This window comes from Serratia sp. GW822-FHT06E05 (assembly GCF_058799445.1).
On sequence record NZ_JBXALM010000001.1, the window covers coordinates 843,504 to 857,442 of the forward strand.

Annotated in this window: 16 protein-coding genes; 13 read left to right on the forward strand and 3 right to left on the reverse strand. The window is 52.2% G+C overall.

Annotated elements, in window-relative coordinates; translation table 11 throughout:
- Position 1: 1 nt before the first annotated feature.
- The 6 genes from AC1RKC_RS03930 to AC1RKC_RS03955 all read left to right on the forward strand — a co-directional run bounded on the left by AC1RKC_RS03930 (position 2) and on the right by AC1RKC_RS03955 (position 4,997).
- Complete coding sequence (locus AC1RKC_RS03930) at positions 2 to 826, forward strand: DNA adenine methylase (RefSeq protein ID WP_493092088.1); 825 nt, start codon at positions 2 to 4, stop codon at positions 824 to 826.
- Positions 820 to 1,050, forward strand: coding sequence for a hypothetical protein (locus tag AC1RKC_RS03935; RefSeq protein ID WP_493092087.1), 231 nt, complete (start codon positions 820 to 822; stop codon positions 1,048 to 1,050). The genes AC1RKC_RS03930 and AC1RKC_RS03935 overlap by 7 nt, the downstream gene beginning before the upstream one ends.
- Positions 1,037 to 1,963: a DNA cytosine methyltransferase gene (locus AC1RKC_RS03940; RefSeq protein ID WP_197640640.1), complete on the forward strand. Its 927-nt coding sequence runs from the start codon at positions 1,037 to 1,039 to the stop codon at positions 1,961 to 1,963. The genes AC1RKC_RS03935 and AC1RKC_RS03940 overlap by 14 nt, the downstream gene beginning before the upstream one ends.
- Positions 1,960 to 4,434: a replication endonuclease gene (locus tag AC1RKC_RS03945; protein ID WP_493092085.1), complete on the forward strand. Its 2,475-nt coding sequence runs from the start codon at positions 1,960 to 1,962 to the stop codon at positions 4,432 to 4,434. Before AC1RKC_RS03940 ends, AC1RKC_RS03945 begins: the two co-directional genes overlap by 4 nt.
- 140 nt (positions 4,435 to 4,574) lie before the next feature.
- Positions 4,575 to 4,760, forward strand: a complete 186-nt coding sequence (locus tag AC1RKC_RS03950; RefSeq protein ID WP_046373869.1) for a hypothetical protein — start codon at positions 4,575 to 4,577, stop codon at positions 4,758 to 4,760.
- A 3-nt stretch (positions 4,761 to 4,763) separates the two neighbouring features.
- Positions 4,764 to 4,997 (forward strand): DNA polymerase V, encoded by a 234-nt coding sequence (locus tag AC1RKC_RS03955; protein ID WP_493092084.1) that lies wholly within the window; start codon positions 4,764 to 4,766, stop codon positions 4,995 to 4,997.
- A 619-nt stretch (positions 4,998 to 5,616) separates the two neighbouring features.
- On the opposite strand, the gene AC1RKC_RS03960 is transcribed toward AC1RKC_RS03955, so the two are convergent.
- The gene (locus AC1RKC_RS03960) at positions 5,617 to 6,246 is read right to left on the reverse strand and encodes a hypothetical protein (RefSeq protein WP_493092082.1); all 630 of its coding nucleotides are present in this window, start codon (positions 6,244 to 6,246) and stop codon (positions 5,617 to 5,619) included.
- Between the two features lie 127 nt (positions 6,247 to 6,373).
- On the opposite strand from AC1RKC_RS03960, the gene AC1RKC_RS03965 reads away from it, so the two are divergent.
- Complete coding sequence (locus tag AC1RKC_RS03965) at positions 6,374 to 7,045, forward strand: hypothetical protein (protein WP_493092080.1); 672 nt, start codon at positions 6,374 to 6,376, stop codon at positions 7,043 to 7,045.
- A gap of 161 nt (positions 7,046 to 7,206) precedes the next feature.
- Here the strand turns inward: AC1RKC_RS03965 and AC1RKC_RS03970 are convergent, their stop codons facing one another.
- Together AC1RKC_RS03970 and AC1RKC_RS03975 are read right to left on the reverse strand one after the other, a co-directional pair.
- Complete coding sequence (locus tag AC1RKC_RS03970) at positions 7,207 to 8,256, reverse strand: phage portal protein (protein ID WP_493092079.1); 1,050 nt, start codon at positions 8,254 to 8,256, stop codon at positions 7,207 to 7,209.
- A complete protein-coding gene (locus AC1RKC_RS03975; RefSeq protein WP_089187108.1) occupies positions 8,257 to 10,023 on the reverse strand; it encodes a terminase ATPase subunit family protein in 1,767 nt (588 codons plus the stop codon). It abuts the gene before it with no gap.
- Positions 10,024 to 10,166: 143 nt separating this feature from the next.
- Between AC1RKC_RS03975 and AC1RKC_RS03980 the strand changes: the two genes are divergently transcribed.
- The 6 genes from AC1RKC_RS03980 to AC1RKC_RS04005 all read left to right on the forward strand — a co-directional run bounded on the left by AC1RKC_RS03980 (position 10,167) and on the right by AC1RKC_RS04005 (position 13,938).
- Complete coding sequence (locus AC1RKC_RS03980; RefSeq protein ID WP_493092078.1) at positions 10,167 to 11,000, forward strand: GPO family capsid scaffolding protein; 834 nt, start codon at positions 10,167 to 10,169, stop codon at positions 10,998 to 11,000.
- A 60-nt stretch (positions 11,001 to 11,060) separates the two neighbouring features.
- On the forward strand, positions 11,061 to 12,125 hold the full coding sequence (locus AC1RKC_RS03985) for a phage major capsid protein, P2 family (protein WP_493092077.1): 1,065 nt from the start codon (positions 11,061 to 11,063) through the stop codon (positions 12,123 to 12,125).
- 11 nt (positions 12,126 to 12,136) lie between these two features.
- Entirely contained in the window at positions 12,137 to 12,799 is a 663-nt protein-coding gene (locus AC1RKC_RS03990; protein ID WP_401422644.1) for a phage terminase small subunit, read from the forward strand.
- 98 nt (positions 12,800 to 12,897) lie between these two features.
- The gene (locus AC1RKC_RS03995; RefSeq protein ID WP_493092074.1) at positions 12,898 to 13,362 is read left to right on the forward strand and encodes a head completion/stabilization protein; all 465 of its coding nucleotides are present in this window, start codon (positions 12,898 to 12,900) and stop codon (positions 13,360 to 13,362) included.
- Complete coding sequence (locus AC1RKC_RS04000) at positions 13,362 to 13,565, forward strand: tail protein X (RefSeq protein WP_046373880.1); 204 nt, start codon at positions 13,362 to 13,364, stop codon at positions 13,563 to 13,565. The genes AC1RKC_RS03995 and AC1RKC_RS04000 overlap by 1 nt, the downstream gene beginning before the upstream one ends.
- Before the next feature lie 4 nt (positions 13,566 to 13,569).
- Complete coding sequence (locus AC1RKC_RS04005; protein WP_046373881.1) at positions 13,570 to 13,938, forward strand: putative holin; 369 nt, start codon at positions 13,570 to 13,572, stop codon at positions 13,936 to 13,938.
- The last annotated feature ends 1 nt before the right edge of the window (position 13,939 follow it).

Below are 13,939 nucleotides of genomic sequence, written 5' to 3' on the forward strand. Positions count from 1 at the left end.
TATGCTGAATTCCGCGTTGAAATGGGTGGGCGGAAAGCGCCGCATTATGGACACCCTGCGCCAACATCTGCCAACCGCACCAGGCCACCGCCTGGTGGAGCCCTTTGTGGGCTCTGCTACCGTTTTCCTGAACACCGACTTCGATTCCTATCTGCTGGCCGATATCAATGGCGACCTGATCAACTTTCACAACGTGGCCAAAGAGTACCCGGAAGAATTGATCGGACTTGGCCAATTAATGTTTGCCAATCACAAAGGCCAAGAGGGCTATTTAGCAGTCCGTGCCAGTTTCAATCTCCGCATCGAAGTCAGCAATATCATGCGCGCGGCGAAGTTCCTCTATCTGAATCGCCACGGCTACAACGGCATGTGCCGTTACAACCGCCGCGGGGAATTCAATATTCCATTCGGCAAGGTGGACGCTCCTTATTTCCCAGAGAAAGAGATCCGCGCCTTCGCCGAGAAAGCGAAAAACGCCGTTTTCCTGTGCTGTGACTTCACCGAAAGCATTGAAATGGCGGCGCCCGGCGATGTCATTTACTGCGATCCGCCATACATGCCTAAGACGAAGACAACCGGCTTTACCGATTACCACACTGAAGGCTTTGCCGAACTGCATCAGTACAACCTGATGTACTCGCTGCGTGCCGCCGCCGCGCGCGGTTGTCACGTTGTGGCATCAAACAGCGATGTCGCCGAAGCGCTGCAGTGTTATGGCGAGTTTGAGATCCACCACATCACCGCCCCGCGTTCTGTGAGCTGCAAAAGTGATGGGCGCGGGCGTGTCGGTGAAATCATCGCAACGATGGGGGCCGCCACATGCTGATCGGTTTTCTCTGCTGGCTTGCCGGCGCCTGTATCACTTTCTGCCTGCTTTGTCTCGGCATTAAAAGCGGACACATCTACCGCGTCACCACGGCCGCCGGCGTCCTAATCCTGCCAGTCATTTGGCCTATCACCGCCGCGCTGGTTCTCGGCGGGTTCGTCTACGGGCTGGCAATTCTCGTTTATAGCCACATCACCGGGAGTAAAGCCGATGAAAGGAATTGACTTGTTCGCAGGACTCGGCGGCTCATCAACGGGCGCGCGTAAAGCGGGTGTGGACATCGTTTGGGCGGCCAATCACTGGCAAGCCGCTGTTAGCGCACACACGATGAACCACCCTAACACTGTTCACGCATGCCAAGACTTACACCAAGCTGATTGGGGAGAAGTACGGGATTTGGTTCCAAATCTCGATCTGTTATTAGCCTCACCGTGCTGTCAGGGCCATAGCAAGGCACGCGGGAAAGCCAACGGTAACCCGCAACACGATGCCAGCCGTTCAACGGCTTGGGCGGTTACGGCGGCGGCTGAAGTGCTCAAGCCTGAGCAAATCATCGTTGAGAACGTACCGGAATTCCTGCAGTGGTTGCTGTTCCCTGCCTGGGCGCATGCAATGCAGGGACTGGGCTATTCACTGGCATCTCACATCGTTGACTGCGCTGACCTTGGCGTACCTCAGAACCGGAAGCGCATGTTCATCGTCTGCACCCGCAGCAAGAATCCGCTGGTGCTGAAGTTGCCCAAACTGCCTCATGTCTCTGCCGAATCATTCATTGATTTCGATTCTGGCCGCTGGTCACTGGTCAACAAGCCAGGTCGTGCAGCAGCAACACTCAACAGGGTTGCAAATGGACGCGCTCAATTTGGTGACCGGTTCCTGATTTCCTACTACGGCAACACAAAATCAGGCCGCTCTCTGCAACGACCAATAGGAACTATCACGACCCGGGACCGCTGGGCTTTGGTTGATGGTGACTACATGCGTATCCTGACAAAAGACGAAAACATGCTGGCCATGTCTTTCCCTAGCGATTACATCAAGCCGCCATCGCACAAGTTGGTTGTGCATATGGCTGGCAATGCCGTGCCGCCGGAGGCGATGTATCAAATAATAAGCGCTCTCAAGGCGCAGGCATGAACAACAGCCGTCAAGGCCGCCAAGCCCCCACTCCGCCGCCGCCCTATCCGGGTAGCGGCGAGCCCACTTTTGAATGGGCATACTCATGGAACGCACCGCGCAAAGGTGTCGGTTCGCCATTCGTCAGTGCGGAAGAACAAAAAAAGCGGGATCGCATCAATGCCGATCTCGCCGCTGCCTTTGAACACCTGAACAGCCAACCGGGCCTGGTAAAGCGCCAGGTTAACTCCCACTTCTTCAAACTTGAGCAGTCTCAGGGGATCCAGCGAGCGCATGCGTACTTGACGCTGAATTTTGTTAAGCGCGCATTACCACGCTTGGAACTGGTCAATAAGCAGTACCGGATATCAAAAATGACGGCAGACAACGCCAGGTATATGGCGCGGTTTAATCACCTTGCGGATATGTCCCGCAGTGATGTTGAGGCGCTGGCCGAGGATATCGCCGCATTTATCGCGCAAGAGCTGGGGCTAGTCGCAGAGCAATGTTCCGGCTGCAGTGATTTGAAGGCAATGTGGTTGATATACCGCCGTGCCGGGATCATCACTCGCGACTTTCGCCAACTGCCGCCGCAGTGGGAAAAGTTGAATAAACGCTTTTTCAGCGAAGAAGATGCTGGCCCTGCCGTATCCCGGATGTTGTCGCCACAATGGTGGCTCAACCGTCTGCGCCGCACCTCTGCAGAATGGCGCGAGCACTTGAATATTGCGCTGGCCAACGTCAGTAAAAAAACCAACCCATACGCCAGCAAGACGGCTATCACCGAGTGGCGCGAGCAGAAACGACGCACCCGCGAGTTTTTAAAGGGGATGGAGCTCGAAGACGAAGCCGGCAACCGTATAAGCCTGATCGATAAATATGATGGCAGCGTTGCGAATCCCGCGATCCGCCGCAGTGAATTGATGGTGCGCATCCGTGGATTCGAGAACATCTGTAACGATCTGGGCTACGTTGGCGAGTTCTACACCATAACGGCCCCGTCAAAATTTCATGCCACCAACAAACACGGCCATCGCAATCGGAAATGGAACGGCGCCAGCCCGGCCGAGACGCAGGGTTATCTGAGGTCGGTTTGGTCAAAGATTCGCGCAAAACTCCACCGCGAAGATTTACGCATTTTCGGGATCAGGGTTGCCGAGCCTCACCACGACGGCACGCCACACTGGCACATGCTGATGTTTATGCAACCTGAAGATATTGACCAGGTGCGCGAAATTATGCGCGATTACGCCATGCAAGAGGATGCGCGTGAATTGCGTTCCGCCAAGGCCCGTAAGGCGCGATTCCATGCTGAAGAGATCGCTCCTGATCAGGGAAGCGCCACCGGCTATGTTGCGAAGTACATCAGCAAAAACATCGACGGCTATCAGTTGGATGGTGAGCTGGACGACGAAAGCGGGAAGCCGCTCAAGGAAACCGCCGCCGCCGTGTCGGCCTGGGCCGCCCGCTGGCGTATTCGTCAGTTCCAATTCATTGGCGGCGCTCCGGTAACCGTATACCGCGAGTTGCGCCGGATGGCCGACCATGAGGCCGCGATTGGCCTTAGCGTAGAGTTTGCAGCTGTCCACGACGCCGCCGACGTCGGTAATTGGGCGGAATATATCAACGCCCAGGGTGGGCCGTTTGTTAAGCGCGATGATCTGGTTGTCCGTACCTATTACGAGGCCGCGGAGGAAACCAACGGATACGGCGAAGACGTGATCCGCGTACGTGGTGTTTTCTCCCCGCCAGTTGGCCAGGACGTGCCAATCATCACCCGCGTAATTCAATGGAAAATTGTGCCGAAGAAAGCGCCGGTTTTGGGGGTTGACCTTCAGGGCGCGCCTGCGCTCTCTCGGAGTTCTGTCAATAACTGTACGGGGGATCCTGGTGGGAGTATGGCCCCGCCGGATATAGGCGAAGCCGACTATGCCAACTGTGATATCGATTTTGGCGAGTTATCGGCCAAGGAACGGCGGATGGTGCTGGCAAGAGTCAGGGACGAAAAACCAAAAACAAGAACAAACAGACCACGGGCCGCTAATACTCCAGTCAGTGCAGTTGGCGCTATGGAGAAAATCCGGGGTCGAGTAGAAGAAATTGCCGGTATTCAGATCAGTGATTCTGAGTGCCAGCTGTTGGCCAAAGGCATGACGATGAAAATTGCCGGTAATCACTACTACGGCAATACCAGCGGCGATGTATTTACGGCACGCCCCCCAGTCCGAGCGGGCGCCCTGATGCAGCGTTTCAATAGGTTGCGCCAAAAAGTGACCGGGCAAGCCGGAGATCGAGAACTGCTGCTGAAACAGATGGAAAAAGAAAGCAATAAGCAGCGAGAAAAAATAGCGCAGGAGCTGAGTGCAGCCGGCAGACAGGCGCCGACCATTGAAGAGATTGACCGTCTTTTGCTTGGCGGAACAGTGAAGATCGGCGCGTTCTACTTTCGCGCTGGGGCAGATGGTCGGCTGTATGGCCGTCGTAGGAAATGATCATAGGAAATAGCTATATCTACGATTTTGCTGAAATTACATGCAGTTGAAATAAATTCATTAGCATGAAGTCTTGACGGGACTCAGTAATACGCTCAATATAATACTGTACATATATACAGTACAATCTGGAGGCAGTGATGGAATCACTTGAAAAACAAAAACAAACTTTGACGCGCGTTCGATTTATTGCAGAGCTTGCCCTTATCGCACCACGGCATGCATCTGATTTAAAACTTGCCTTGGGCATGATCATCGATCTGTCCAGTGAAGTTCTACCGGAAAAAGACTACGACGGAATTTTTTATAACGCAGACGAGGGCTAACTTATGGCACGCCGTGGCGATGAAGCCTGGGCTTTTCAACTGGCCAAAAAAAGAAAACCAACCGGAAGATGGACTATTACGGTTGTCGATTTTTTGAAGGAGTTGCAAAAGGTCGGCTTTGACTGGTCACCGGGTCAGGCTAACGAATATATCCAGTATTACCAGTACACATGGCGCCTCCTCGAAGAAGGCGATTATGGGCTTAACACCTACTATAAATACAACATGAACGAGTGATTCACCTGCCAGGGCTTGTGCATGTCTATGCTGCATGAATCCGCACGATCAAAAAAGGATCTAAAACAGCCGGGCGCACCAGTAATGGCGCGCCCTTCTGCTATTCGGGCACCTGCATGAAAACCCATACAAAAAGCGGGCAGGCGTGGCGGGGCTACGATTGCGCGCCAGAAAGAATAGAAGCCCACTCTGTGGGCTCCCTGTTTATCACTTATTACTTTTTTTTAGGGGCTTCATCATAAAGCATTCGTGTTGGTGGCGGTGGCGGCGTAGGGGGCGGTGGTGGTGGTGGTGCCTCTGTAGGCACAGATGGTTCTCTCTTGTTTGTATTAGCCATTTAGCTGCTTCCTCATATTATCTTTCATAGGTTCTCTTTCCTCACGAACATTTCGATTCGGTGGCGGTGGTGGTGGTGGTGGCGGTGGCGGTGGCGGTGGCGGTGCTTTATTTTCGCTGCTCATTTCTTTGCTCCTTTTTCTCGATAGTTTTAGCTTTATTATCGTTGTCTATCACATAACGAATTGGTGGTGGTGTCGGAGGACGTGGCGGTGGCGGTGGCGGTGGCGGTGGTGCCGGCTTTCTCGAGCTATTTATTAAATTAAATGCATTCATTATATCGTCACACTCTGATTGCTGTAGTTGTAATGATTATATATTTTGAAGGATCACTTTTCCTTGGGGAAGCAGCATCCAAATCAAAACTCAAAAACAATGATATTGCTACTGACAAAGGTATCAATGAAATGAAAAGCCATCTTATAGAATGATATACTCGACTTGAGCGAAGCTCATTAACCTTCATGTTATCACTTGCACACTTCATGATATTCTCATTAATATAATTCAATATCCCTTTTTCGTTATCGAACTCCCCGTTATAAACCAAGTTATATTTAGTACAATACACTTTATGATTCAACTCATGCTCAATCAAGTCTGAATGATATTTATTTATATCAAATGGTGTAGGTATGTAATTAAACCCATTTCCCCAAAACGCATTTTTTAGCAAATGAAGTGACCATAACAAGAAAATTATAGATAATAATGACAATGCAATTACAATTAGAGAAATAGACGTAAAACCATCAAAAGATGTGTTTTTTATTATATAAGTGACAATAGTTAAAACAGCCACCTCCAAACCAAATACTATCTGGATTCTTGAGTTTATTTTATCTTTATTTTCCAACTCCAAATAATAAAGTTTTTCGTAGAATTTATTTAAATAATCTTTAGTTTCATTCATTATTTTTTACGAACGTCTTCAATATAAGTGGTGTTGAAAGTTTTAACATATTATGTGATATAATTGCAAGGTGGCACTTAAAATGCTATCAAAATCAATTATTATCAATGAAATTATATGGTGGGAAATGGATACGAACGAAGCACCAGAAACTCTTTTGAAGTGGAATGAACTTAACAAAAACAATGCCGAGCAAAAATTTATTAGCGCTACATTCCAGAGTATGACCAATACAACTGGTACAATAGAAAAATACTCATTATGGTTGTTAGCGGGGTCCGGGGCGACTGGAGCGCTGCTAATAACACAGATTAGTACTATAGTTTCCAATTTAACACTACTTGGGTTCAAATACTGTTTAATAGCCCTTATTCTTTCAGCAATTTCAGGATTTATTGCAAAATATTACTCTTTACGTTGTGAGATACAAAACAGTATTATCATAAACCTGCATTCACAAGCCAAAGAAATTTTTAATGAACATGCTAAAGATGAAGAAAAGATCATGGAAATAACTCAAGAACTTGGCGTGGAGTTAGAAACAGCAATGGACCTAAACGTTATTATGAATGGAATTAAATCTCCTTATCCAAAATTCATAAGATGGTTTATCAGTAGAAAATTAGAAAGCAGCAAAGGGTCCGTGCAATCGGCTTATCATGCAGTAGTGAAAATGTATTTTTGGCAAGTAAATTGGACATTTATTCAATCCGTTTTTTTTATTTTATTCATGATTATTGCTGCCATATATGCGACAACGTCTGCAGAAATAATTTTAAACATTAAAAGTTTAAAATAGCCTAGTTGCCATGGGGACTCCATTTCCCATGGCAACTACCATCAACCATTCTTGGCTTAGAGTAATATTATGCTTGACCAACCAAGCGGAACGCTGTGGAATATTGTATAGGCCAAAAACAAACAGGACTATATCATCAGGTTATTTAAGCTGTTGATCAACTAATTGGATCGCTCAACATTTAACATATAAGCATCAAAGTTAACAATCTCCTCGCCCATCCAATTATTCAATTCCTGCATCCTCCGCTGCAGCGGTATCAACTCATTGCGAACAAACACCTCGCTCGCCTCCTTGACGTTGCCAAACCCGCCGGCGTTCTCCGGCACGATGCACATCAGTTGCGGCGGCACGCGGTGCGCGTGCAGCTGGTCATCACGAGTGACGTTTTTAATATTCCAGAACTCATCCTTCGCCGCGACTTCACTCAGCGGGATGATCTGAATGCCGTCCTTCTTGCCGTTCGGCGAGTACATGAACAGGTTGCGGAAGTTTCCAGGCCCGCGCGCGCCCTTCATAGCGTTGCGGATATTATCCACGTCAGTCTGGCTGGCGGCCGCGTCGCTCATGTACATGATGAAGCCAGCGTGACTGCCGTTCTGGTAATACTTGCGACGGAACAGAGTGGCCGACTCATTGAGCCATGCCGAGTTAAGCGCAGACAGATATTCTGGCAAGCCGTAGATCTCCTGGTTGATATCAGGCTCCAGCAGGTGAAAGACGCTAGCGGTGTCAAATTGGTAAGGGTCAACGCCCAGGCCATACTGCACAAACCAGTAGGTATCCAGATCCACGCCCCGGCGCGTATATTTGGCCAGGGAGGGTCTAAGTTCCATCGGGCCGCCAAGGCGGTTGGTCCGCAACTCCAGGTAGGCGTTGCCGAACACCAGATAATCCTGCACGAAACGGCTGAAGGCCTGCTGACTCAGCAGGCGATGTGGCTTAAATGTGCTGGTCAAGATATTGCGCTTCACATATAGCGGCGAGCTATGGTGCACCGTGGCGCGGAACGTCCTGGCCAAGCCATCGAAACTGATCGGCGGCTCATACCATTTATCCATGCGCACGCACTCGACGTAATCAAGCAGTTCCCGACGGTCGAGCACCGGGACGGGATCGCCAAAGGTGAATGCTTCGACCCCTGCCGCTCCGGCAACTTGTTTATGGGCGTGAACTGACGGTAATGCGCGTTTTTTATGACGCTTGCTCATTTAAAAAATCTCCACAATGTTGCTGTTGCCCGCCGTGACGCCTTCGAGCGGTTCATTGAACAGCGCATGCATAGTTGCCCACGCCAGATCGGCATGGCTGGCTTCTTCGCTGCGGCTGGCTTCATACGTTGGCCGGCTACCGCTGGCGGTCATCGCCTTGCGGATAGCCATAAAGGATTGGGTGATGTCGGTGTGTCCGGCGTCATACTCCAGGCGCCGGTGTGTAATGATGTCTTTGGCTTTCAGCACCAGGGCGTTTTTCACCTCCGGGCGATAGACGAACTCCCGCACCGCGGGGAAGAACTGCTTCACAAGCTGATAGACGCCGTGGCCAACGCCTGTGGAGTCGATGCCGATATATTGGACGTTGTAGCACTCGGTCAAAAGCTTGATGCTTTTCGCCTGGGCGGCAAAATCCATGCCGCGCCACTGGTGGCGCTCAAGAATACGGAATTTCCCGCCCGGCACCATTGGCGGCGCCACAACAACACAGCCGGCGCTGTCACCTGACGCAGAGCCTTTGGCCGGGTCATAACCGATCCACACCGGCCGATACCCGAAAGGCCTGATGGCCAGCGCTTCGAAATCGTCCCACTGTTCCCAGCTATCGACCATGCACCCCTGCATTTCAGTGAGTGGGAACACCGACGCCATATCGTCGATAAACTCACACATCAGCAGGTTCTGATAATCCTCTGGGCCGTATTCAAGCCGCAGCTGATCCAGGTCAAATAGATTGCATCCGCCGTTAACTGCATCTTCAACAGTAATGATTTGGCGATATTGGCCATCAGGGCAGAGAACGCCGCGCGCCAGGTTTGTATGGGTGAGATCGATATCAACCCGATCGGCCTTGGCGCGCCCCTTGTTGTACAGGGCGCCAGACCAGAATGGGTAGGCGCTATGGGTAAGGCTCGACGGCGTTGAAAAGTACGTCTGGCGCCATTTCTTATGCAGCGCCATGCCGGAGGCAACTTTACGCAGCTCCTGGAAGCGAGGGATCCAAAAATACTCATCCAGGTACAGGTTGCCGTGATAACTCTGCGCGGTGCGGGCATTTGTACCGAGGAAATAGAGGCACGCACCGTTGCCGAGGGTCATCGGGTCGCCCTTCAGCTCAACATCCACCTCGCGGGCAAACTCGATGATGTACTGCTTGAAAACGTGCGCCTGTGCCTTGCTCGCTGACAGGAAGATTTGGTTTCGGCCTGTAGTGATGGCGTCTATCAGGGCTTCGCGTGCAAAGTAGAAAGTCGCGCCTATTTGGCGGGACTTAAGCAAATTGCGAATACGGTGTTTGGCGCCGGCTTCAAACCAGTTTCGTTGATACTTGAACAGGGAATCATGGAAAATTTCGGTAAGCTTTTCCGTCTGTTCGTCGCTAAACACGTTCTTCTCTGGCGCCTTACGCGGGCCGCTGTTGCGGTTGGCCACGTTCGGATTTAAGTCGGCCTCGTTGCCGCCACTGTTAAATTTACCGATCCTAGCCAATCGTTCACCCTGGCGGGCGATCAGGTCGATTTCCTTGAAGTCTTTCCCTTCTTTGTGCTCCTTCATCACCAGCTGGCAATAGCGCGCTGTTGTGGTAAGTTGCATTTGCTCAAGCGGGCCAATGCTCCCCCACTTGTCGCGCTTCTTCCAGCTGTGTACTGTTGCGGCCTTCTCTCCCAGCATTTCAGCAATGCGGGATATACGTAACCCCTGAAAGTACAGGAACATCGCCTGTCTGCGGGGATCGAGATCGGTGTTGAGCGTCGTCGTTGTCATGGCGCCAGACTACCGACCGGCCGCGCCGCCATCCCTTCCCGGCCATTGTGCCAAACACCACACAATGCCCTTTCGTTGTCTCCCCTCCCTGTTCGCCGCAACCATAAGCCTGACCGATTACCGACACTGACCGGAACAGACTAATGACACTTAAATCAAAGCGTTTTCGTATTGCCGTAGAGGGTGCGACAACCGACGGCCGCAACATTAGCCGCGAATGGCTGACGCAGATGGCCAAGAACTACAACCCATCCGTTTATGGTGCGCGGGTAAATCTGGAACACATCAAGGGATATCACCCCGATAGCTCCTTCCGTCGTTTCGGTGATGTAACCGGCCTGACCGCAGAGGAAATTACCGAAGGTCCGCTGGCGGGGAAAATGGCGCTGTATGGCGACATCGCACCAACCGCGGACCTGGTCGAAATGGTTAAGCAGGCGCAGAAGGTTTACACCTCGATCGAGGTAAACCCGAAATTTGCCGATACCGGCGAAGCCTACCTGATCGGCTTGGCCGTAACCGACGACCCGGCCAGCCTGGGCACCGAATACCTCGCGTTCAGTGCGTCAGCATCAGCAAACCCACTGGCTAACCGCAAGCAGCATAAAGACAACCTCTTCACTGCAGCAGAAGAAGCCCTGATCGAATTTGTGGAACAGGAAGACCAAAAGCCCGGCCTACTGTCCCGCATCACGGCGATGTTCGCCAAGCGTAACGCCAATGACGATGCGCGCTTTTCTGACGTGAATCAGGCTGTGGAGCTGGTCGCCGGCGAAGTACAGAACCTCGGCGATAGCGTCGCCAAGCTCAACACCACTGCTGAAAAAGTGCCGGCACTGGAAACTCAGATCACCGCACTGAGTAAGCAACTTAACGACCTGCAGGCCAACCTGAGCAAGCAGGACCGCAATCCGAAGTTTCGCCCGTTAACACCTGGCGGCGGCGGTGAAAGCAACGGAGAAAAAACCGACTGCTAAACGCAGTGCCACGGCATACCCCATAGGGCATAGAAAACTGATTACGGAGAGTTACCGATTATGCGCAATGAAACGCGATTTAAATTTAACGCCTACCTGACCACCTTGGGTGAGTTGAACGGTGTAGCCGTCGAATTCAGCACTAAATTTGCGGTAGAGCCTTCTATTGCTCAAAAGCTGGAAAACAAAATCCAGGAAAGCGCCGCATTCCTGCAGATGATCAATATTGTCCAGGTGACAGAGCAATCTGGCCAACGTTTGGGGCTGGGTGTCGGCACAACGATTGCCAGCACCACTGACACCTCAACCAAAGAGCGTGAAACCACAGATCCAAGCGGCCTGGACTCCATCGAATACAAGTGCGAACAAACCAACTTCGACACTTCGATCACCTACGGGAAATTGGACCTGTGGGCCAAGTTCCAGGATTTCCAGAAACGCATCCGTGACGCCATCGTGTTACGCCAGGCACTGGACCGCATCATGATTGGCTTTAACGGCGTGAAGCGTGAAAAGACGTCAAACCGTGCCGCCAACCCGTTGCTGCAGGACGTTAACATTGGCTTTCTGCAGAAATACCGCACCGACGCACCGACACGCGTGATGGATAAAATCGTGGATGACGAAGGCGCCGTGGTTTCGCCTGTGATCCGTGTGGGTGAGAACGGCGACTTCGCCAACCTGGATGCCGTGGTGATGGATGCGGTAAACAACCTGATCGATCCGTGGTTCCAGGATGATACCGATCTGGTGGTGATTTGCGGCCGTGGCCTTCTGGCGGACAAATACTTCCCGTTGGTGAACCAGTCGCAGCCAAACACCGAAGCGCTGGCCGCTGATCTGATTATCAGCCAGAAACGCATGGGCGGCCTGCAGGCTGTCCGCGCGCCCTTCTTCCCGGCCAATGCCATGCTGATCACTCGCTTGGATAACCTGTCCATCTATTGGCAAGAAGACACCCGCCGCCGTCTGATTATCGACAACCCGAAACGCGACCGCATCGAAAACTTCGAATCGGTCAACGAGGCCTATGTTGTTGAAGATTACGGCTGTGGTTGCCTGATCGAAAACATCAAACTCGGCAAGTTTGCGGCGCCAGCGCCGGAAACACCGGCGGACGAATAAGGGGCTAACTGATGGCCCTGAGCCCAGCACAGCGCCACATGGTCTATGTGCAAGCAAAAGAGGCCGCCCGCCAGGGCGGCGCTCTAAGCCGCCATGCCAATGGTTATGAAATGATGCTCCTGAAAATTGAAGAAGACAGCCGCCGACTGAAGCGGGTGCAATCTCAGGAGAAAAAAGCCGAAGTTAAGCGAGAAGTTCTCCCCCATTACTCCCCGTGGGTGGCAGGAGTGCTGCAGACCGGCATGGGAGCGCAAGATGACGTAATCATGCATGTGATGGTCTGGCGCATCGACGCCGGCGACTACAACGGCGCCATCGACATCGCGGAGTACGCGCTCAAGTATGGCCTGGTCATGCCAAGCCGTTATGCACGCCAAACCGCCTGCGCAGTAGCCGAAGAGATCGCGGACAGCGCCCTGAAAGCCTACGACGCCAAACAACCGGTAAATCTGTCCATCCTGACGCGCCTCATGAGCCTGATCGAAGACCACGATATGCCGGACGAAGTGCGCGCCAAGCTGCACAAAGTCATGGGCTACGGGTTGCGCGATAACGAACAGCCCGAGTTAGCGCTCAATCAGTTAAACCGCGCCTTTCAGTTGCATGAGCGGGTTGGTGTGAAAAAAGACATTGAACGACTCGAACGCGAGTTGAAGAAGGCCGAGAACGGCTAAACCGAACGTGCCCACGCGCGGGGCGGCACGGGCGTTGCGACAGGTTTTATACCTCATCAATACGCCCGTCCACCGCCCACCCATTGAGAGCCTTGAACATGAAATTTGTGGCACCAGGCCAGCCCGGCGAGGAAAAGCAGGTAATCAAAAACACGCAATTTTGGCCAGATGTTGATCTGTCCGATTTGCAGGAATCTATCAGGACCGATGGAACAATCACCCCGCAACGCCTGCGCCATGCGGCGCTGAATGCCATTGCGGAAGTGAATGGCGAATTGACCTTGTGGCGACAGGCGCAGCAGACCGCCGGTTTTACCGCTCTGGAAAATGTGCCGGCAGAAAAGTTGGACGACGAAAGCGTTTTGCTTCAGCACTACAGCCGCGCGGTGTACTGCATCACAAAGGCTAATTTAAACGAGCGATATCGCGATTTTGATGCAACTGGGGCCGGCGGAAAGCGAGCCGACGAAATGGACGAATCCATTGATGAGCTCTGGCGGGATGCTCGCTGGGCTATGCGGCTGATCCAGGGCGAAAAACACATGACAGTAGAGTTGATCTGATGAAAGTAATAGCCCACCAAAACGACACCGTTGATGAGCTGTGCTGGCGCCACTATGGCCGCACCGCGGGGCTATCCGAAGTCGTCTTATTGGCCAATCCAGGCCTGGCAGAAATCGGGCCATTTATTCCGCACGGCACGCCGGTAGAAATGCCGGATATTGCGCCGACACCCACACAGCAAATTATTCAACTTTGGGATTGATGTCATGGGCGAACCAGTAACAAGCGGCACCACTTTATTCGCATTTGGCGGGATCACGCTTCTCTCCGTCTTGTCTGGCGATGCCGCGCCAATTGTCCTCGGCGCCTTTGGTGGCGCCTCATTGTTTGTGTTGGCATCGCAGGAGTTGACGCTGAAGCGCCGCGGCGCGCTATGGATAAGTAGCTTTATTGCCGGTTGCCTGTTCGCCCCGATAGCGGCCGCGCTGCTGAAGAAAGCCACCGGGCTGGATGTTGAGGTCAAGTTGGGCGCAGGCGCGTTTGTCGCCGCAGGTGTGGCCATCAAAATCTTATTGGTTGCCTTGCAGAAGTTGGACGGGGATAGCCCGATTTTCCGCATATTCAGGGGGAAATAAC

Excerpts from the sequence above, each read along its gene's own strand:
- AC1RKC_RS03950 (WP_046373869.1), top strand. The coding sequence starts at position 4,575 with ATGGAATCACTTGAAAAACAAAAACAAACTTTGACGCGCGTTCGATTT.
- AC1RKC_RS03945 (WP_493092085.1), top strand. The coding sequence starts at position 1,960 with ATGAACAACAGCCGTCAAGGCCGCCAAGCCCCCACTCCGCCGCCGCCC.
- AC1RKC_RS03955 (WP_493092084.1), top strand. The coding sequence starts at position 4,764 with ATGGCACGCCGTGGCGATGAAGCCTGGGCTTTTCAACTGGCCAAAAAA.
- AC1RKC_RS03970 (WP_493092079.1), bottom strand. The coding sequence starts at position 8,256 with ATGAGCAAGCGTCATAAAAAACGCGCATTACCGTCAGTTCACGCCCAT.
- AC1RKC_RS04000 (WP_046373880.1), top strand. The coding sequence starts at position 13,362 with ATGAAAGTAATAGCCCACCAAAACGACACCGTTGATGAGCTGTGCTGG.
- AC1RKC_RS03975 (WP_089187108.1), bottom strand. The coding sequence starts at position 10,023 with ATGACAACGACGACGCTCAACACCGATCTCGATCCCCGCAGACAGGCG.
- AC1RKC_RS04005 (WP_046373881.1), top strand. The coding sequence starts at position 13,570 with ATGGGCGAACCAGTAACAAGCGGCACCACTTTATTCGCATTTGGCGGG.
- AC1RKC_RS03960 (WP_493092082.1), bottom strand. The coding sequence starts at position 6,246 with ATGAATGAAACTAAAGATTATTTAAATAAATTCTACGAAAAACTTTAT.
- AC1RKC_RS03995 (WP_493092074.1), top strand. The coding sequence starts at position 12,898 with ATGAAATTTGTGGCACCAGGCCAGCCCGGCGAGGAAAAGCAGGTAATC.
- AC1RKC_RS03980 (WP_493092078.1), top strand. The coding sequence starts at position 10,167 with ATGACACTTAAATCAAAGCGTTTTCGTATTGCCGTAGAGGGTGCGACA.
- AC1RKC_RS03965 (WP_493092080.1), top strand. The coding sequence starts at position 6,374 with ATGGATACGAACGAAGCACCAGAAACTCTTTTGAAGTGGAATGAACTT.
- AC1RKC_RS03940 (WP_197640640.1), top strand. The coding sequence starts at position 1,037 with ATGAAAGGAATTGACTTGTTCGCAGGACTCGGCGGCTCATCAACGGGC.
- AC1RKC_RS03985 (WP_493092077.1), top strand. The coding sequence starts at position 11,061 with ATGCGCAATGAAACGCGATTTAAATTTAACGCCTACCTGACCACCTTG.
- AC1RKC_RS03990 (WP_401422644.1), top strand. The coding sequence starts at position 12,137 with ATGGCCCTGAGCCCAGCACAGCGCCACATGGTCTATGTGCAAGCAAAA.
- AC1RKC_RS03935 (WP_493092087.1), top strand. The coding sequence starts at position 820 with ATGCTGATCGGTTTTCTCTGCTGGCTTGCCGGCGCCTGTATCACTTTC.
- AC1RKC_RS03930 (WP_493092088.1), top strand. The coding sequence starts at position 2 with ATGCTGAATTCCGCGTTGAAATGGGTGGGCGGAAAGCGCCGCATTATG.